Origin of the sequence: Alkalihalobacterium chitinilyticum (assembly GCF_029028005.1) — a bacterium.
GTDB lineage: Bacteria > Bacillota > Bacilli > Bacillales > Bacillaceae_F > Alkalihalobacterium > Alkalihalobacterium chitinilyticum.
Map to the genome: position 1 here is coordinate 209,187 of NZ_JAOTPO010000006.1, position 18,305 is coordinate 227,491.

The window sequence follows — 18,305 nt, forward strand, 5'->3', positions numbered from 1 at the left end:
ATGAGTACCTCTTTCTTTTCTCTATATTAACTATCTTCACTAAAGCGAGTGGCCATTTCATAAAAAGTTAACTGGCTTTGTAATGACTTTTCACCTTCTTGCCGAGGTACGTAATGGTAATGTCCAAACTTATCTTGTTCTCTAGCTTTTACATTATCTTTTAAGGTAATGTCTAAAACTTCAATAATTCTTTTTTTAATATGAGGACTATAGATTGGGAATAAGATCTCGATTCGTTTTTCCATATTCCTTGTCATCCAATCTGCAGACGAAAGAAAGATTTTCTCTTCGCCATCATGGTGAAAATAAAAAATACGGCTATGCTCGAGAAAACGATCGACAATACTTCTAACACGAATGTTTTCACTTACACCTTCAATACCAGGTTTTAAACAACAAATTCCTCGAACAATTAAATCAATTTCAACTCCTGCTTGTGATGCTTCATATAGCTTTAGAATAATTGGCTTGTCCGTTAGGGAATTCATCTTAGCAATGATACGGCCATTACCCGATTGTAAATGAAGTTCAATTTCCTTATCAATCGCTTCGATAAACGTTTCTCTAATTTGAAAAGGTGCAGTAGAAAGATGGTTCCAAATGGGTTTATGACTATAGCCGCTTAAATAGTTAAAGAAATTCGTTGCATCAATACCGAAACCTTCATCTGAAGTAAGAATGCCCATGTCTGTATACAGTTTTGCGGTGGAATCATTGTAATTTCCTGTTCCTAAATGAACATAACGTTGAATTTTATCCTTTTCATGGCGAACGACTAGTGTAATTTTACTATGTGTCTTTAGAGCGGTAATTCCATATATGACATGGACACCTGCTTTTTCTAATTTTTTTGCCCATTGAATATTATTTTCTTCATCAAAACGTGCTTTTAATTCGACAAGAACAGTTACTTGTTTTCCGTTCTCTGCTGCTCTTGCTAAAGCATTAATGATCGGTGAGTCACCACTGACACGGTACAAAGTTTGTTTGATTGCAAGGACATTTGGGTCATCTGCTGCCATGCTTAAGAAATCGAGTATCGGTTGAAACGATTCATACGGATGATGGAGAAAAATATCTTTTTTATCAATAGCTTTAAAAATATTCTCTTCATCTATTAAATCTTCAGGCGGTTGTGGTATTAAATTTTCATTTGCTAAATGCTCGAAATCTACAACGAGTTTTCCATAAAGCTTGAATAAAAAAGACAGATCTAAAGGGCCTTTGAAGGAATATACATCTTTACTATGAACTTCTAATACATCAAGTAAAAGATTTAATACTTTAGGTTCCATCAATCCTTCTTGGATTTCAAGGCGAACAGTAGACCCCCACTTGCGTTTCTTTAATTCTTTTTCAATCTCTCTTAAGAGGTCGCGTGCCCCTTCTTCATGTATCGTTAGATCAGCGTTACGTGTAATACGAAATGGTGATACTGATTGCACTTCATACCCTTGAAATAACATCCCAATAAAATGACTAATGACATTTTCAAGCAAGATATACTGCTGCTTTTCACAATGACTAGGCAATTGAATAAATCGATTTAAAACACTAGGAACTTGTACAATAGCTAAGCGTTCTTTCCCCTGTTCATCCTTAAGCAATACAGCTAAGTTTAAACTTTTATTTTGTAACATCGGAAATGGGCGATAGGCATCAATGGCCATTGGTGTTAGAACTGGAAAAATATAATGCATAAAACGATATTCTAAAAATTCCATTTGGTCTTTATTCACTTCATCAATAGCTAAGAATTGAACGCCTTCATGGTATAGCATTGGTAATAATGTCTCGCAAAACATATTATCTTGGAGACGAACAAGTTGTTGTGTCTTTTCAGAAATCCGTTTTAATTGCTGCTTGGGTGTTAATCCAGCTTTATTTTCAGATTTGTTAAATCCAGCCTTTACTTGGTCTTTTAAGCCGGCGACACGAACCATAAAAAATTCATCTAAATTAGCGCTGAAAATGGCTAAAAATTTTAATCTTTCCAATAGAGGGTTTCTTTCGTCAATCGCTTCTTCTAAGACACGCTCGTTAAAGGCTAACCAACTGAGCTCACGGTTATTGTAGTAGGTTGGATTATTTAGATCAATGGGCATATTTTGTTCGATGTATTTTGTCGACATAATTATCAACCTCTCCAAAATAAAAATATCTAATCTCATTCCATAATATCAATAAATTGTAAACCTTATGTAAAGATTGTGTAAATTAGTTATTATTTTGGAAGTACAACTCAACGTTAAAATTGAGTAATTTCTCAATATGCTTTTTATACTTTTGGGCTAGTTCTTCTTCGAAGTAAAAATCATCATTACAAAGTAGTTGCAGTTGGATCTCTCTTTTTGATGTTTTGTTTACGACACATTTATTAATGACATTTCTTCGGGTTCGATTGAGAGAATAGGCCAGCTTTAAAATGGCCCCGAGCAATTCGTAACGTTTTAATTGTTGTTTCGTTAAAAGTTCACTGTACGGATCAGCGAACTGAAGGAGATACGACTTTGATTTAAAAGAAGATATAAGGGCAATCGCTAAACGTTGCTCGTGGTTCAATCCATCGATCGTCATATTCGATAATAAATAAAAGGTGTGTTGACTACTAGCTTCATTACTAATATATTCACCCATATAAATTAACCTGGCACTATAGCGAAGTAATTTCAAATTGTCCTCATCATTGAATTTTTCAAAGAGATAGGGAGACAACTCTTTATAGATCGCAGAAGCCAGCTTTGATACTTGTTTGACATGCTCAACATTGATTTGATAATTGTACGAAAGTTGATAAAAGCTTTCTTCAGCAACGTTTGGAAATTGTTCAATTCCGATTTTCTGCAGTAATTCTTCGTAAAATATCCCATCTCTTAATCCTTTATTACTCATGATAAAAACGGGTGCCCTTGTTACCTCAACTAATGAAGAAATAGATTGAATCGCTGGAATAATAATATCTGCTCGATCTTTAGACAGGCCTTCTATATTCTGTCTTGCAGTAAAAGGGTGTTCCAGTAAAGACTGTTGGACTATATCAATGTCATCTGGTTGTAACTCATATTGATGTAGACCTGGCAAAGGGTAGTCAATCTTACGCTGATGCATTAAACATAGGTTTCTTGCAGTTCCTCCAATTCCGACGACGGGAAGTTCAGTATTGACAATCCATTCAAGTGAAGAAAATTGGTTGATTAAAAATTGTTGTAGATTGTTGATTTCTTCTAAGGTTGGAGGATCACTTTCAATAAAGCGTTTTTTTAAAGTGATAGCACCGAATGGAAAACTAACATATTTTAAAATTTTTCTATTTTTGAATAAAGTAACTTCTGTACTTCCACCACCAATATCAATTGAAATGCCGTCTTCAATATTTGTAGAATTGGTAATAGCTAAATAACCATAGTACGCTTCTTCATAATCACTTAAAACAGTAAAAGATAGAGCCGTTTTATTTTTTATGATGTCTAGAACTTCCTTTTGGTTTGGAGCAAGACGTAAGGCAGCTGTTGCTACCCCTTTAACTTGATCAATTTGGTGGGCTTTTATGATTTTATTAAAACGACTAAGTGTCTTAACAATGATGTCAATTCCCTGTTCCGTAATGCTCCCATCATTCGTCGTATGGCTGCTTAATCTGGCAACAACCTTAAAGTTATGGAGTTCATGATAACACCCGTTACTTTGAATGGTATATATGACGAGACGAATAGAGTTAGACCCCATATCGATAATCGCTAACCTTGTTTGTGCCATGAAAGTTCACATCCTTGTAGTTAAGAATTGGATTCCAAGTGTATTTGCTTTATTATATAATTTTCTACATCTCTTTGCATTCATGTGCATGAGGCAATTTTGTTTATTGAATAAGAACAATTCTTATTTATGCTATAATATAGGTATAGTATTAATTTGGAGGAACAGTATGACTGATCATCAAGCTTATGCGATTGAAGTCAATAAATTATTTTTTCGCTACGATAACAAAGAAGTATTAGAAAATGTAAACTTAAAAATAGAAGAAGGGGCTTTTTTAGGACTGGTGGGTCCAAACGGTTCAGGAAAATCGACTTTACTAAAATGCCTACTTGGGTTATTAACTCCTCAAAATGGTGAAGTTTTATTATTTGGTCAACCCTTAAACAAATTTAAGGCATGGGATAAAGTAGGATTTGTTTCTCAAAAAGCAAATAGTTTTAATTCAGGTTTTCCAGCTACTGTTTTTGAAGTAGTATCCATGGGGTTATATGCTAAGATTGGTTTATTTCGTTTTATGACGAAAAAAGACAAACAAAAAGTTCATGAGGCAATTAAAAGTGTAGGTATGACCGAATTTACGAATCGAAATATTGGTGAACTTTCCGGTGGTCAGCAACAACGAGTGTTTATTGCAAGAGCTTTAGTCAGCGACCCGAAGCTCCTGATCTTAGATGAGCCTACAGTTGGTGTTGATTCGAGCTCTGTCCATTCTTTTTATGAAATGTTAATTGACCTCAATAAAAATAAAAACATTACCTTATTATTAGTCACACATGATATCACTAAAATGGTTGAACATGTAACCGATATTGCCTGTATTAATACGACGATACATTTTCATGGCAATCGTGAAGAATTCGAGAAGAACCATAACTTATCATCGTTCTTTGGCCATAATGTCCAACTATTAAGCCACAATCATTGTGACGGGGGCTGTGAACATGATTGAGGCTTTTTTGAAATATGAGTTTTTACAAAATGCTTTTTATACTGGATTGCTCATCGGCCTAATCGCACCAATGTTAGGAGTATTCCTAGTGGTTCGAAGGTTGTCACTTATTGCTGATGCACTCTCTCATATTACGTTAACAGGAATTGCAGCCAGCTTGCTATTAGGAAAATATTTTATTTTCTTTCAAGGACTTAATCCTCTTTACATGGGAATGGGTGCAGCAGTAGGAGGGTCTTTACTTATTGAAAAAATTAGAAATGTCTATAAGTTTTATCAGGAATTAGCGATACCGATCATTTTATCCAGCGGAATTGGGATTGGGGTTGTTTTTATTTCCTTAGCCGACGGATTTAACAATGATTTGTTTAATTATTTGTTTGGGAGTGTTATTACAGTTAGTCGTTCTGATTTATATACGGTTTTAATAACGTCTGTAATTGTCATTATTATTATGATTTTTCTTTTTAAAGAGATGTTTTATTTAGCTTTTGATGAAGAACACGCCAAAGTTTCAGGAGTAAATAAATCTTTCGTTCATCTCGTTTTTATTATTATTGTGGCTCTTGTTATAGCTGCTTCGATGAGGATCGTTGGAATTCTACTAGTATCGGCATTGATGACACTTCCAGTTGCAGCGAGTATGCGTATTGCCAAAGGGTTTAAGCAAATGTTTTTTTACTCGATTTTATTTGGAGAAATTGCAGTAATTGGAGGATTAATTACGGCTTTTCAATTAGATTTGGCACCTGGAGGAACAATCGTCATTATTTCGGTGTTTATTTTATTGATTTGTTTATCCATTCAAAAGCTGAAAAATAAAATTACTTATAAACCAAAAACGAGCGTAAGTACTTAACCGAAAGTGTTCATTGTTGTTTTAAGGTCTGTTCTAAAGTAAAATCAAATAACAGATTAGAGTAGGAGTACATGATGTTAGATCTATTATCAAATTTAACTTTTATTGAACGAGGAATGGTTGCAGCATTCTTAATTGGGCTGATCTGCCCATTGCTCGGTTCATTTTTACTCGTTAGAAGAATATCGATTATTTCAGAATCTTTATCGCATATTACATTGACAGGAATAGCTGCAGGTGTGTTGCTCACGCAAACCTTAGCGTTTTTTTCAAATATTAATCCGCTATACTTCGGTTTGCTGTTCGCGTTTATTGGCTCATTATTAATTGAAAAATTAAGACAGGTGTATAAAGATTTTCAAGAAATTGCGATTCCGATTATCTTATCAACAGGTGTCGGGTTAAGCGCTATTATTATTAGTGTGTCCAAAACTGGTTATAACCAATGGTTTATGTATTTGTTTGGAAGCATTGTAAGTGTCACGTTACAGGACTTATATTTTATGATTGTCACTTCAATAGTGGTGCTAATTATTTTATTTCTATTTTATAAAGAATTCGTGGCAATATCGTTTGATCAGGAATTTGCCAAAGTTTCAGGGATATCCATAAAACACTTAAATTTTATCTTTTCCTTTCTAATCGCGTTGGTTATTGCAATATCCATGAAAGTCGTCGGTATTTTATTAGTCGGGGCAATGATTGTATTGCCTGCAGCTACTGCGATTGTGTTTGCTAAAAGCTTTAAGCAGCTCCTGATGTTATCCGTCTTTTTTGGTCAATTGTCAATGGCGACTGGATCGTATTTTTCTTATCATTTAAATATAGCAACTGGTGGTGGAATTGTGTTATTTGCAACCTTATGGCTTGTAATGGCGCACGTTTTACACCATCTGATTAAAGGAAAGCGAAGGGAGAGAATTTCTTAATGAACGTTACGCAAGCAATGGAACTGTTAAAGGAAAAAGGATATAAATATACGAAAAAACGTGAAGAAATGCTTCGTCTTTTTGCCGATGAAAAACGGTATCTTTCTGCTAAAGATGTTTTAGAGAAGATGTATAAGGATTACCCAGGGTTAAGCTTTGATACGATTTATCGAAACTTAGCAACGTTTGCACAATTGGAAATCCTAGAAGTAACAGAATTAGAAGGTGAGAAAAAGTTTCGGTTTTCCTGTTCAACAACGCAACATCACCATCATTTAATTTGCTTGGAGTGCGGAAAAACAAAGGCTGTACACAATTGTCCAATGGAAAACATCAATATTGCATTCCCAGACTTTGAAGTGACTGGACATAAGTTTGAAATCTACGGGTATTGTAAAAGTTGTACACATGTTAGTGCTAATTCATAAAAAAGGGAAAGGCAGAGATGGACTATTGCCTTTCCTTTTTGTATTTTGTTAAAGAATCCTACTCTTCATTCTTTAACCATTGTTCGACCCAATGGGTTGCTTCGTTCCAATTCTCCACTCGAATGACATTTTTCGGAGCTGAGAGACGATTATAAGGCGTATCGAACAAAACAACCGGAATTTTACACTCTTCAGCAATATCACAGGCATTATCATGTTTATCCTCAAAAAAGATATCCAGCATATGATCTTTTACGGCATTAATTTTATCGTGACTGCCAATAAGATTAATCTTATCATAAGGAAGCTTCTTTGCTTGAAACCATTGCTCCGTTACATCATATAAATGATCTCCTCTAGCGCTAATATAGACCATCTTATGGTTTTCTTTCCAATTATGTAATGCATTTTTTGCATAAAGGGCTAAATCTGCTTTTGAATAAATATGACCTTCATGCTCTTTTAACCATTGCCAAAATTGATCGGAGGTTACACCTAGAACTTGAGTTAAATCATACTCAGTTATATCATCTAATGTAATATTTTTGTTGAAGTGCTTATTTAAATATGGAACGAAAGTAGCTGGATCTGTAACTGTACCATCAATATCAAAACCAAAAACTCTAGACTTCTTCATAATTCACCTCGTATAAAAAAATAAATCGTTTCCTATGCATGCAATCATTGACACCTATAATCAGAGCATCGTGAGTCATACTATTAATGCTCCCCCAAATAAAGAAAGCGAGGGATTAGTTTTGGCTGACAATAACAATTTCAACAACAACTTTAACGATCGTGATACTCGTACGATCGACTTAAGACCAGAAGAAAGAGACCGCGAAAGAGTAGACACATTTGAAGAAGAAACGGCTGCTGAAGTTACACCAATGACTGGTGCTTTTGGTGGTCGAACAGAAGAGCGGGAAGAAACTGCTGAAGCAAACTATGATGATGCAACTGCGTCAGGCCGTGGTGTTGGTACGTTTGCTATCGTGCTTTCTATCCTGTCATTATTCTTTTTACCGATCCTTTTAGGTGCATCTGGGATCATTGTCGGGTTCGTTGCGAGAAGAGCTGGTGCAAATGCACTTGGTAATTGGGCGATCGGTATCGGTGCACTGTCCATTATCTTAACCGTCTTCTTCTCACCATTCTTCTAAATAGGGTCAAAGCAGGAATCCACATCACCTAATTTTGAAGGGGAGTTATTGAATAAGCACACGCGACTAGCGTGTGCTTATTATTGCATGACTACAATATAATTTCCAGTTTTGAATAGCTAACTATTCTTGTGTCGCTAATTTTTCTTGTGCGATTTTGTCGATTTCTTTCTTTAATTCTTCAACCATTATTTCCTCGGGAACTTTTCTTACTATTTCACCATGTCTAAACAATAAGCCTTCTCCTCGAGCCCCTGCAATGCCAATATCAGCCTCGCGTGCTTCACCGGGACCATTCACAGCACAACCAAGAACGGCTACCTTAATCGGTGCTTTAATGGTTGAAATATAATCTTCAACTTCATTCGCAATTTTAATTAAATCAATTTCAATACGACCACACGTCGGGCATGAAATCAAAGTCGCAGCATTTGCAGCTAAACCGAATGATTTTAACAGTTCACGTGCAACTTTTACTTCTTCAACAGGATCAGCGCTCAGTGAAATACGAACTGTATTTCCAATACCCATGTTTAAAATGGCACCTAATCCTGCTGCGCTTTTGATTGTACCAGCAAATAGTGTACCTGACTCAGTAATACCTAGGTGCAGTGGGTAACTAAAAGCTTTAGCTGCTTTCTCGTAAGCTTCGATCGCTAAGTTAACGTCAGAGGCCTTCATCGAAACGATAATATCATGAAAATCAAGATCTTCAAGGATACCGATGTGGTGCAGGGCACTTTCGACCATTCCATCAGCTGTTGGGTACCCATACTTATCTAAAATTTTCTTTTCGAGTGAGCCTGCGTTAACTCCAATACGAATGGGAATACCTTTTGCTTTGGCTGCTTTTACAACGGCCTCTACTTTTTCTCTTTTTCCAATATTCCCAGGGTTAATTCTTATCTTATCCGCCCCACCTTCAATGGCTTTCAAGGCAAGCTTATAATCAAAATGTATATCGACAACGAGAGGGATGTTAATTCTTGCTTTGATAGCGGAAATCGCCTCTGCTGCGCGCATATCTGGACAAGCTACTCTAACCACTTGACAACCCGCTTCTTCTAACCTGTGGATTTCTGCCACTGTTGCTTCAACATCATGAGTTTTGGTTGTTGTCATACTTTGGATAACGACTTCATTGTTTCCGCCAATCGTAATCCCGCCAACTGTCACAGGTCGAGTTTGGGTTCGATGTGTGATTTGGGTCATGAATCATTCGCCCCTTTTTAAAAAGATAGGAAATTATATAATTCGAAGATGTCTAGCGCAAGCGCCCCACAACTAGCAAGACTTCGCTCACCTCCTTATGATAAGTCAGCATCGGCTCACTACAGGTACCGTGTATCCTTTATCCATGAGGTGGGCTTCAGTTCTTACGTCGTTAAACGGGTGCTTACGCTTTTCTTATTTTCAACTATATATATTGTATAAACGACATACGTGTTTATTTTATCAGTCTGTCATTTTGTTTGGCAAGGTATTGTTACTCTGATTTTGCATAAAGCGGAAATAGATAAGTCTTTCCAACTTGTATATTATCTGCTGCCACACCTGGATTTAATTCTTGAAAATCATAAACGATTTGTTGGATTGATGCAGGAACGGGCCCTTCATGCAAATGTTCTACAATGGAAAGAACGGTATAACCATTTTGTACAACAACTTCTTGAGCAGGAAACGGTTCTTCTTCAACGACAATATTAGGATAATTTTCTGAACTTGTCTCGTTCGTTGTTGGTTCTTCTGCTTTGGGTAAAGTACCAGTAGATAGATCATAATAAATGCTATAACAAATAATAAAAAGAACGATGATAAAGATCACACTATGTTTAAAGCTGAATTGGGTACTCAATGGCTTGTCCTCCCTAATGTGTAAACATCTTAACAATATATATTCAGCAAGTGTGAAAAATATGACTAGAATTTTTTCTTTTTTTTAGGAGGGGGAAAACACTAATGAAAAAGGAGACTTCTACAACAGTAGTTATATACATCATTGGATTACTGCCTTTTGTCATGGTCGTGGGGAATTCAATGTTTATTCCAATAATTCCTGATATACAACATGCATTACAATTAACTGCAGTAGAAGGTGGCTTAGTTCTTACTGTATTTTCAATTCCAGCAGCACTTATGATACCGATCATAGGTTTAATTTCAGATCGGATAGGAAGAAAAAAGGTGATATTAGTTTCACTTCTTTTTATTATGATAGGCAGTTTATTATCTGCTGCAGCCCCAGTTTTTTTAGAGGGTCAAAGTGCGTTTTCAATGTTACTTTTAGGTCGATTTCTTCAAGGGGTAGGAGCAGGGGGAACGGCACCAATGGCTATGGCTTTAGCAGGTGACCTGTTTGCGGGTACAGACAGGAGTAAAGCGCTAGGAACAGTGGAGGTGTTTAACAGTCTAGGAAAAGTAGTAAGTCCTATAATTGGTGCTTTTATTGCAGTGTATTTATGGTTTGCCACGTTTTTTGTTTATTTCTTTCTTGCACTTTTCGCATATTTTGGAATGAAAATTTGGATTTACGAAAGTAGTAAGAAAACTGAGCCTGTAGGATTAAGAGAATACCGGCGATCAATGAGCGAAATTATTATGCGCGAGTTTAAATGGCTTATTCCTATATTTTTCGCTAGTGGAGTAGGTTTACTCCTTTTATTTGGTCTTATGTTTTTTATGTCTTATTATCTTGAAGAAAGCTATGGGATTTATGGGACGATGAAAGGAATATATTTAGCGCTGCCACTTGTGTTTTTAACTTTGTTCTCATATTGGACAGGTAAGAATATGGGAGATAACAAAGATCATGTAAAGCGTTTTCTACTGCTAGGGTTAAGTTTGCTCGTAAGTAGCTTTGCATTCCTTATTTTTTATCATGGTCTAATAAGTTTGTTAATCTTAATTTCGTTGGCTTCAATTGGCTTAGGGTTCTTTCTCCCAGCAGCTAATACGGCAGTGACGTCCTCTGTTGGAGTGAATGAAAGGGGCTTAGTCGTTTCATTATACTCCATGATTCGGTTTTTAGGAGTTGCGCTCGGTCCTATAACGTTTAGTGTTTTAATGTACGAGCCTGTGGAGTTGTTTTTCTCGTCATTTTTTCTTATAGGAATTTCTTTTGTCCTTCTTATTTCATCATGGACATGCATACCGATCTTAAAGGATTGTGTCTCCAGAATATGAAAAAAGATGGTGGAGTTTTAAAGTTTTACACACACAAATAGGACTAAAGTCACTTTAAATTTTCCTCAAAAAATAGTTTTCTTAAGTTTAGGATGTCAACTAATTGATTGAGGTCTTCAAAGGAGATGGATGATATGAGTTTTATGAAAAAGAAAATAATACCTTTATTATTAGTGTTTACAATTTTAATACCAAGTTTAGTTGCAGCGGATGCAGCTCCTGGAGATATGATTGTTACACTAGGAGCCAATTTAACAGATGAGCAGAAGCGAAGCATACTAAATGAAATGGGTGCACCAGACGATGTAGAAATTATCTATGTTACCAATGAAGAAGAACATCACTACTTAGGAAATTATGTGAGCAGGGCTCAAATTGGGACGAGAGCGATTTCTTCTTCCATGATCACGTTAACGACATCTGGATCTGGACTTAATGTAGAGACAAATAATATTAATTGGGTTTCTGAAGGTATGTATGCAAATGCTCTTGTAACAGCAGGAGTAAAAGATGCAGATATTTATGTAACTGCACCATTTGAAGTTTCAGGGACTGCGGGTTTAACAGGTATTATTAAAGCGTATGAAATAACAGCTGATATTCAAATTCCAGAAGAGCAAAAGCAAATTGCCAACGAAGAAATGGTCCGAACAGGTAAGCTTGCTGAACGAATTGGGATGGAAGAAGCTACAGAATTAATGAACCGGATTAAAGAGGAAATTGCTCAAAATCCAGTTGAGTCAGAGGAAGACTTACGTGCTCTCATACAAAGGATAGCTCAAGAGTTAGGAGTCACTTTAACAGAGGAAGAGTTAAACGGGCTCGTGTCCTTATTTATGCGTTTAAAGGATTTAAATATTGATTGGAACCAAGTACAAAATCAAATTGGAAAAATTCGCGACAATTTAGGAGATTTCCTAAATCGTGAAGATACACAATCATTTATTGCATCGCTATTGGATGTGCTTCAACGATTTATTGAGGCGATTAAAGGTTTATTTAGATAAAAGGATGGCTGACTCAAAAGCTCATTTTTTGAGTCAGCTTTTTTTAGCGATTAACCAGGAAGTTGCATTAAGCCTGCCATCATTTAAATAACCTATTTCTTAAATACACCACCTTAAGTATGTATTTTCTGCTAAGATTTGATAAAATTTTAAATAAGAAGTGATTTTGTTTTAACGGGAGCAAACGCGTTTGTAGAAGCAGGTTGGTGTCTTGGTGAAACCTCGGTTATAGATTTGGTGTGACGCTTATCTTTACTAATATTTTTTTTCATATTTTTCACCTCATTTATAGTTTAACCAAAAATTGAAATGAAACTTATCTCAATTTGTTTCGTATATTATAAAGGATTGGGGGTTGAATGAAATGGATGTACTTAATATTGCGAGTGTTGGATTTCTCGTAGTTTTTTTAGGGACACTTTTCTTATTTGGAGAATTACTGGTTAAGGTTAAAGGAGTTTTTGGTGTTCTAGGTATTGCAATTATGGCTGTATACTTTTCTCATCATATTGCCGGTGATACAGGAGTTTGGGTGGTGTTGCTGTATATTACTGGACTAGTTCTAATAATTGTTGATGGTAAGGCAATTAGTGATGGTACGATTGCTTTTCTAGGGGTTATCTTAATGATTGTAGCCTTGGCTATTCCGGCACCGAGCTTCTTGTATGGGGCATTAGTAGCGATGGGATTAGTACTTGGTGCTGCATCTTCTTTATTATTTTTAAAAGTGTTTCCTTCTAGAAACTTGTGGTCAAAAATGACTTTAAGAGACCGATTAACAGGAGAATTAGGCTACAACTCAATTAATGAGAAGTATAAGGAGTTGATTGGAAAAAGAGGGAAAACGATAACACCATTTCGTCCAATTGGTACGATGGAGGTTGATGGAAAGCAGTATAGTGCCACTAGTGAGAATAATTGGTTAACACAAGATATAGAAATAGAAGTTGTTTCTGTCGATGGTACTCGGATTGTTGTAAAAAAAGTAGAAGGTTCTGACAAATGAACAGGGTAGAAAAGAGGCTGTTGAGAAGTGTACTCAACAGCCTTCTGTTTTTTTGATTAGTTATTATAGGGGTTACTTGCTTCAGCGTTTTGCGGGCTAGTCTTAGGCTTTGGAACATACTGCAAAACTTTATATAACATGAAGATCGCAATAGCCCAATAGAAGAAGAACGAAAACGGAATAATAAATCCGAACGCCTCTGTTAAATTAAAAATAGCTGTCGGCAGTGTAACAGTATAAGCTGATAAAATCCAAAGATGTCTATATTTCAAGTTTAATTGTGCTTTGTTTTTTAGCATGAGTCCAATTAATGCTAATACGGTTACTCCAATAAATTTCATTGCTGTAAAGAAAAGGTATAATACTAACATGAAAACCGTTAAAATTACAGGAAGTACATCGGCTATACTATTGACTAGACCTGAGATTTCATCTTTTGTTAAGTTTAAATTACCAAGGTCACGGTACCTAAAAGTCTCTGCTACTCCATCAGTGATAATAACTGCTTCACGTTCGAGCATCGCTAGACCGTTATCATGTTCGTATATATCATCAACCGTTAGTTGTCCAGTAGGGTCGAGGATAAAAACGCCAGCTTCTGTCCCATCAATGTAAGGTTCTGTTATATCTGATGTCAAAACGCCATTTTGAAATGCAAAATCAGGTATATCCTCCTCTAATGATGTAGCTAAATAGTTAATACCCTGGTAGGCGGTTGTTGATAACTGAATTGCACTTGGAATCGAAACGACCGCCATTAATAAGAATACATAAAAAATGGTTTTGCCAATCCCTTGAAACCGAAATAAGGCAATATCTTTAGGGGAATACAAACTTTTAATTAGCTGTTTAAAAATATTCATGTATAATGTCTACTCCTTCTTATTAAGCTTGTGTTTATGTGTATTAATTTAGTCAAGTGGTTTGAAGAGTGTAAAAACTCCCGGTGAACCTAGATCAATACAATTTACGCAGCCAGACCTATTAAGTAACTACCAACATACATTTTACAAGAGAAAAAAAAATGGTACAAGAGATGTCCTGTTTCAATTAGGTGACGACTTTTTTTCAGATATGGCTTGTCAAGTATAACAGTTTATGATATATTACTTTTCGTCACCACCTTTTTAAGGTTAGGTCTCGTGTGTTGACTAAAGTTAGTTTTTTGAGTTATAATATTAGTTGTCTTTATTATTCCACAGTAGCTCAGTTGGTAGAGCAATCGGCTGTTAACCGATCGGTCGCAGGTTCGAGTCCTGCCTGTGGAGCCATTAACTTTGGCGGTGTAGCTCAGCTGGCTAGAGCGTACGGTTCATACCCGTGAGGTCGTGGGTTCGACTCCCTCCGCCGCTACCAATTTCTTTAAAACCTGATAAAAATGGCGGTTGTGGCGAAGTGGTTAACGCACCGGATTGTGGTTCCGGCATTCGTGGGTTCGATTCCCATCAGCCGCCCCATTTAAGGACCCTTAGCTCAGTTGGTCAGAGCGGTCGGCTCATAACCGATTGGTCGTAGGTTCGAGTCCTACAGGGTCCACCATACTAGAGATTGAATTTAAAAAGGTTGGAAGTTAGGTTGGGTTCAACTTGACTACTAAAAGATTACCTAACGTCATATCTCTCAAAATTTAAACATCTATTTACGGAGGAATACCCAAGTCCGGCTGAAGGGATCGGTCTTGAAAACCGACAGGCGGGTTAAACCGCGCGGGGGTTCGAATCCCTCTTCCTCCGCCATAACACTACATAATATAAGCTTATGACTGAAATATAATTTCAATCATAAGCTTTTTTATTTTTTATCTTAGAAAGGTTTCGTTATGCGCAGTTTTTTATTGTCGGTCGTTTAGCCCCTTATACTTGGATGTCCTTTAGGAAGATCCACGTGATTGTACCGAGGGCAATACAATAGATTGCAAAGTATGTGAGTTTAGCTTGATTAAGCATTTGGATCAGCCACTTAATACCGATAATTGCAAAGATAAATGAGGCGATACAGGCGATGGCAAGTTCAAATCCAACTCCTGCAAAAGTTTCTGCGGTTAGTTCTGGTAATTTTAAAATGGTAATACCTAAAATAACAGGAATCGATAGTAAGAAAGAGTATCGAACGGCTGTCTTTTTATCCAAACCACACCAAAGTGAAACAATTAAGGTACTGCCGGCTCGCGATATTCCTGGTATAACAGCCAGAGCTTGGCCGATACCGATAATTAGACCATCTTTCCAAGTCATTTCTTTTACCGTACGATCTCCTACATTAATCCCGTGTTCAATCAGTATTAAAAACAATCCTGTAACAATTAAAGCGGCTCCAATGGTTGAAGCTTGGGTAATATTATCGCCTATCAACCCTTCAATTCCTTTGCCAACCCCCATGGTAATTAGGGTAGCACCTACAATAAGCCAGGCAAATCGATAGTTTGTTTTCGCTTTTTCGCTCTTGAAAAATAAGTAAGTAAAGAAGTCTTTAATAATTTCAAGTAAATCTCGCCAAAAAAAACAAATGACGGCTAGTAAAGATGCTGCATGTAGAAGTACTTCGAAAGTCAAATCGTTCGTAGACACTTGAATACCTAGTAGCTTTTCAGCAATAACCAAATGTGCTGAACTAGAAATCGGAAGAAACTCTGAAATACCTTGAATGATGCCTAATAGAAGAGCTTCAAACCAGTTCAAATCCACACCTCCTATATTTGTATGTATTTCACAATATGGGGTTTGTCCCTTAAATATGAATGTTTTGATTATAATTTTAGAGATGAGGGAATTGTATGAAGTGGAAAAGTAGAAACAGCGGTTAAATACATATACATATCAATTGCATGTTATACGTTTTTTTGATAATGTAAATATTGAGCAACTTAGTAAACATTTCTGTTGCTTAAATTTATTAACTGCATTGGATTACTTTACCAATTATTTGAAAACAATTGCTTAGGGAGGAATTAAAATGGCAAAACATGAATTACCTGCATTACCTTATGCTGCGAATGCACTAGAGCCTCATATTGATGAGCAAACAATGAATATCCACCACGGGAAGCACCATAACACATATGTGACTAACTTAAACGCTGCTTTAGAAGGTCATGATGAGCTTGCAAGCAAGTCAATTGAAGATCTAATCAGCAACTTAGACGCTGTACCTGAAAATATCCGTACAGCAGTAAGAAATAATGGTGGAGGCCACGCTAATCACTCTTTATTCTGGACGCTTTTAAGCCCGAATGGTGGCGGAGAGCCAACTGGTGACTTAGCTGCAGCTATTAACAGCAAATTTGGAAGTCTTGACAGCTTTAAAGAAGAGTTTGCAAAAGCTGGAGCAACACGTTTTGGTTCTGGTTGGGCTTGGTTAGTTGTTAATAATGGTGAGCTTGAAGTAATGAGCACTCCAAACCAAGACTCTCCGATTATGGAAGGTAAAACTCCAATCTTAGGTTTAGACGTATGGGAGCATGCATATTACTTAAATTATCAAAACCGTCGTCCAGACTACATTAGCGCATTCTGGAATGTAGTAAACTGGGACGAAGTAGCTAAGCTATACAGCCAAGCTAAATAATATATCATAATGTAAACACCGCTAACTTTATTTAGTTAGCGGTGTTTTGTTATATAAGAGTTTCGTTACACGATAATTGTTGCATAACGTTTATCGAAAATCGCCAAACTACACCTAAGGTGGTGTAGTGACGGCATGAAACTGTTGCAAAAATTAGTTGGTGATGTAGAAGTAAACCGAGATTTAGTCCTGCTGTTAACAATTGGAGGACTGTATGCTCTGAGTATTGCGTTATCAAACACATTTGTAAATGTATACTTATGGAAGCAATCTGGGGAGTTTCTTGACATTGCTCTTTATAACTTATCATCTGTTGTTATGCAGCCGATAACCTTTATTCTTGCAGGAAGGTTTGCAAAAAAAATTGACCGGGTTATCGTGTTGCGGTTAGGAGTCAGTTTCCTATCCGTTTTCTTTTTTACAGTCCTGTTTTTAGGTGAAAATGCGGCACAATACTTAATTTTGTTAGGATCGTTGTTAGGAATTGGCTTTGGGTTTTACTGGTTAGCATTTAATGTATTAACTTTTGAAATTACAGAGCCAGAAACACGAGATTTTTTTAATGGATTTTTAGGGTTATTAACTTCATTTGCTGGAATGATTGGTCCAATATTAGCGGGCTTCATCATTACGAGGATGGAGAAGTTTTTCGGTTATAAAATTATATTTGGAATTTCATTAACGTTGTTTGTCATTGCAGTCATTACAAGTTTATTTTTGAAACGGCGACCTGCAACAGGTAGTTTTTCCTTTCTCTCTATCCTAAAAGAGCGAAAGCGGAACGATAATTGGAGGCATATTCTTCATGCACATTTCTTCCAAGGATTAAGAGAAGGAACATTTGTTTTTGTAATCGTAGTCTGGGTTTATATCGCAACAGGTAGTGAGCTTGCAATTGGTACGTATGGATTAGTCGCATCAGCGGTTTCGTTTGTTTGTTACTTTTTAGCGACTCGTCTTATGAAACCGTCCTTTCGAAAAAAATCCATATTGCTAGGTGGGACGATCCTTTACTTAGCTATTTTCATTATCATAACAGATTTAAATTTTACTCGTCTCATTATTTATGCTGTTGTTATCTCTATTGCTTACCCACTGCTACTGGTTCCATATGTTTCTCTAACTTACGATGTAATCGGAAAAGGATGGAAGGCAGCAGAAATGCGAGTTGAATACATCGTTGTTCGAGAATTATTTTTAAATGCAGGAAGGATTACTTCCGTTCTTGCATTTATCTTTACGATTACGGTATTTAATGAAGAACATGGAATACCAGGACTTTTTCTAATATTAGGTGCAGGCCATCTTGTGATTTATTTCTTTGTTAGGAAAGTAAAGATCCCGCTCAACAAGGGCGGTGAAACCTATAGCTTCTCTCGTCAGCAAAAAGGAGAGGGTGATAGCGGGGGAACATCGGTCTAAACTTGTTGAAAAAGTGTGGGAAAGCAAATCATACCT

At 36.4% G+C, this 18,305-nt stretch carries 17 protein-coding genes and 5 tRNA genes; 15 read left to right on the forward strand and 7 right to left on the reverse strand.

The features are described from left to right. Nucleotides 1-26: 26 nt before the first annotated feature. Nucleotides 27-2,132, reverse strand: coding sequence for an RNA degradosome polyphosphate kinase (locus N7Z68_RS11045; protein ID WP_275118536.1), 2,106 nt, complete (start codon nt 2,130-2,132; stop codon nt 27-29). 85 nt (nt 2,133-2,217) lie between these two features. After that, a complete protein-coding gene (locus N7Z68_RS11050) occupies nt 2,218-3,756 on the reverse strand; it encodes a Ppx/GppA phosphatase family protein (protein WP_275118537.1) in 1,539 nt (512 codons plus the stop codon). Between the two features lie 169 nt (nt 3,757-3,925). Between N7Z68_RS11050 and N7Z68_RS11055 the strand changes: the two genes are divergently transcribed. From N7Z68_RS11055 to N7Z68_RS11070, 4 genes are all read left to right on the forward strand, one after another. Next, nucleotides 3,926-4,708 (forward strand): metal ABC transporter ATP-binding protein, encoded by a 783-nt coding sequence (locus tag N7Z68_RS11055; RefSeq protein WP_275118538.1) that lies wholly within the window; start codon nt 3,926-3,928, stop codon nt 4,706-4,708. Continuing rightward, complete coding sequence (locus N7Z68_RS11060) at nt 4,701-5,567, forward strand: metal ABC transporter permease (RefSeq protein WP_275118539.1); 867 nt, start codon at nt 4,701-4,703, stop codon at nt 5,565-5,567. Before N7Z68_RS11055 ends, N7Z68_RS11060 begins: the two co-directional genes overlap by 8 nt. 74 nt (nt 5,568-5,641) lie before the next feature. Beyond that, entirely contained in the window at nt 5,642-6,496 is an 855-nt protein-coding gene (locus N7Z68_RS11065; RefSeq protein ID WP_275118540.1) for a metal ABC transporter permease, read from the forward strand. Next, complete coding sequence (locus N7Z68_RS11070; RefSeq protein ID WP_275118541.1) at nt 6,496-6,924, forward strand: Fur family transcriptional regulator; 429 nt, start codon at nt 6,496-6,498, stop codon at nt 6,922-6,924. The genes N7Z68_RS11065 and N7Z68_RS11070 overlap by 1 nt, the downstream gene beginning before the upstream one ends. A 58-nt stretch (nt 6,925-6,982) precedes the next feature. On the opposite strand, the gene N7Z68_RS11075 is transcribed toward N7Z68_RS11070, so the two are convergent. Continuing rightward, nucleotides 6,983-7,561, reverse strand: coding sequence for a hypothetical protein (locus tag N7Z68_RS11075; protein ID WP_275118542.1), 579 nt, complete (start codon nt 7,559-7,561; stop codon nt 6,983-6,985). Nucleotides 7,562-7,682: 121 nt separating this feature from the next. On the opposite strand from N7Z68_RS11075, the gene N7Z68_RS11080 reads away from it, so the two are divergent. Then, nucleotides 7,683-8,087, forward strand: a complete 405-nt coding sequence (locus N7Z68_RS11080; RefSeq protein WP_275118543.1) for a DUF4190 domain-containing protein — start codon at nt 7,683-7,685, stop codon at nt 8,085-8,087. Between the two features lie 123 nt (nt 8,088-8,210). Here the strand turns inward: N7Z68_RS11080 and ispG are convergent, their stop codons facing one another. Together ispG and yqfZ are read right to left on the reverse strand one after the other, a co-directional pair. Beyond that, entirely contained in the window at nt 8,211-9,299 is a 1,089-nt protein-coding gene (gene ispG, locus N7Z68_RS11085) for a flavodoxin-dependent (E)-4-hydroxy-3-methylbut-2-enyl-diphosphate synthase (protein WP_275118544.1), read from the reverse strand. Between the two features lie 274 nt (nt 9,300-9,573). Beyond that, nucleotides 9,574-9,942, reverse strand: a complete 369-nt coding sequence (gene yqfZ / locus N7Z68_RS11090) for a protein YqfZ (protein WP_275118545.1) — start codon at nt 9,940-9,942, stop codon at nt 9,574-9,576. 104 nt (nt 9,943-10,046) lie between these two features. Here yqfZ and N7Z68_RS11095 point away from each other — a divergent pair, with 104 nt between their 5' ends. From N7Z68_RS11095 to N7Z68_RS11105, 3 genes are all read left to right on the forward strand, one after another. Beyond that, nucleotides 10,047-11,270: an MFS transporter gene (locus tag N7Z68_RS11095; protein ID WP_275118546.1), complete on the forward strand. Its 1,224-nt coding sequence runs from the start codon at nt 10,047-10,049 to the stop codon at nt 11,268-11,270. A 134-nt stretch (nt 11,271-11,404) separates the two neighbouring features. Continuing rightward, entirely contained in the window at nt 11,405-12,277 is an 873-nt protein-coding gene (locus tag N7Z68_RS11100) for a DUF1002 domain-containing protein (RefSeq protein WP_275118547.1), read from the forward strand. 364 nt (nt 12,278-12,641) lie between these two features. Beyond that, nucleotides 12,642-13,283 carry an NfeD family protein gene (locus tag N7Z68_RS11105; RefSeq protein WP_275118548.1) on the forward strand — a complete coding sequence of 214 codons (642 nt, stop codon included), beginning with the start codon at nt 12,642-12,644 and terminating at the stop codon, nt 13,281-13,283. A 56-nt stretch (nt 13,284-13,339) separates the two neighbouring features. Here N7Z68_RS11105 and N7Z68_RS11110 read toward each other — a convergent pair whose 3' ends face one another. Further along, nucleotides 13,340-14,146 (reverse strand): DUF1189 domain-containing protein, encoded by an 807-nt coding sequence (locus tag N7Z68_RS11110; protein ID WP_275118549.1) that lies wholly within the window; start codon nt 14,144-14,146, stop codon nt 13,340-13,342. Nucleotides 14,147-14,478: 332 nt separating this feature from the next. Here N7Z68_RS11110 and N7Z68_RS11115 point away from each other — a divergent pair. From N7Z68_RS11115 to N7Z68_RS11135, 5 genes are all read left to right on the forward strand, one after another. Beyond that, a tRNA-Asn gene (locus N7Z68_RS11115) sits at nt 14,479-14,554 on the forward strand. An 8-nt stretch (nt 14,555-14,562) separates the two neighbouring features. Continuing rightward, nucleotides 14,563-14,639, forward strand: a tRNA-Met gene (locus N7Z68_RS11120). Nucleotides 14,640-14,664: 25 nt separating this feature from the next. Beyond that, nucleotides 14,665-14,740 (forward strand) — tRNA-His (locus tag N7Z68_RS11125). A 5-nt stretch (nt 14,741-14,745) separates the two neighbouring features. Beyond that, a tRNA-Ile gene (locus N7Z68_RS11130) sits at nt 14,746-14,822 on the forward strand. A 104-nt stretch (nt 14,823-14,926) separates the two neighbouring features. After that, nucleotides 14,927-15,019: transfer RNA gene (locus N7Z68_RS11135), tRNA-Ser, on the forward strand. Between the two features lie 117 nt (nt 15,020-15,136). Here N7Z68_RS11135 and N7Z68_RS11140 read toward each other — a convergent pair. After that, nucleotides 15,137-15,961 (reverse strand): undecaprenyl-diphosphate phosphatase, encoded by an 825-nt coding sequence (locus tag N7Z68_RS11140; protein WP_275118550.1) that lies wholly within the window; start codon nt 15,959-15,961, stop codon nt 15,137-15,139. Between the two features lie 274 nt (nt 15,962-16,235). Between N7Z68_RS11140 and sodA the strand changes: the two genes are divergently transcribed. Together sodA and N7Z68_RS11150 are read left to right on the forward strand one after the other, a co-directional pair. After that, the gene (gene sodA, locus N7Z68_RS11145; RefSeq protein WP_275118551.1) at nt 16,236-16,847 is read left to right on the forward strand and encodes a superoxide dismutase SodA; all 612 of its coding nucleotides are present in this window, start codon (nt 16,236-16,238) and stop codon (nt 16,845-16,847) included. Between the two features lie 135 nt (nt 16,848-16,982). Next, nucleotides 16,983-18,269, forward strand: coding sequence for an MFS transporter (locus N7Z68_RS11150; protein ID WP_275118552.1), 1,287 nt, complete (start codon nt 16,983-16,985; stop codon nt 18,267-18,269). The last annotated feature ends 36 nt before the right edge of the window (nt 18,270-18,305 follow it).

Bases quoted from the DNA above. Each gene is read 5' to 3' on its own strand.
- N7Z68_RS11050 (WP_275118537.1), bottom strand. From the start codon at position 3,756: ATGGCACAAACAAGGTTAGCGATTATCGATATGGGGTCTAACTCTATT.
- N7Z68_RS11100 (WP_275118547.1), top strand. From the start codon at position 11,405: ATGAGTTTTATGAAAAAGAAAATAATACCTTTATTATTAGTGTTTACA.
- N7Z68_RS11045 (WP_275118536.1), bottom strand. From the start codon at position 2,132: ATGTCGACAAAATACATCGAACAAAATATGCCCATTGATCTAAATAAT.
- N7Z68_RS11065 (WP_275118540.1), top strand. From the start codon at position 5,642: ATGTTAGATCTATTATCAAATTTAACTTTTATTGAACGAGGAATGGTT.
- sodA (WP_275118551.1), top strand. From the start codon at position 16,236: ATGGCAAAACATGAATTACCTGCATTACCTTATGCTGCGAATGCACTA.
- N7Z68_RS11060 (WP_275118539.1), top strand. From the start codon at position 4,701: ATGATTGAGGCTTTTTTGAAATATGAGTTTTTACAAAATGCTTTTTAT.
- ispG (WP_275118544.1), bottom strand. From the start codon at position 9,299: ATGACCCAAATCACACATCGAACCCAAACTCGACCTGTGACAGTTGGC.
- N7Z68_RS11075 (WP_275118542.1), bottom strand. From the start codon at position 7,561: ATGAAGAAGTCTAGAGTTTTTGGTTTTGATATTGATGGTACAGTTACA.
- N7Z68_RS11070 (WP_275118541.1), top strand. From the start codon at position 6,496: ATGAACGTTACGCAAGCAATGGAACTGTTAAAGGAAAAAGGATATAAA.
- N7Z68_RS11110 (WP_275118549.1), bottom strand. From the start codon at position 14,146: ATGAATATTTTTAAACAGCTAATTAAAAGTTTGTATTCCCCTAAAGAT.
- N7Z68_RS11150 (WP_275118552.1), top strand. From the start codon at position 16,983: ATGAAACTGTTGCAAAAATTAGTTGGTGATGTAGAAGTAAACCGAGAT.
- N7Z68_RS11095 (WP_275118546.1), top strand. From the start codon at position 10,047: ATGAAAAAGGAGACTTCTACAACAGTAGTTATATACATCATTGGATTA.
- N7Z68_RS11105 (WP_275118548.1), top strand. From the start codon at position 12,642: ATGGATGTACTTAATATTGCGAGTGTTGGATTTCTCGTAGTTTTTTTA.
- N7Z68_RS11055 (WP_275118538.1), top strand. From the start codon at position 3,926: ATGACTGATCATCAAGCTTATGCGATTGAAGTCAATAAATTATTTTTT.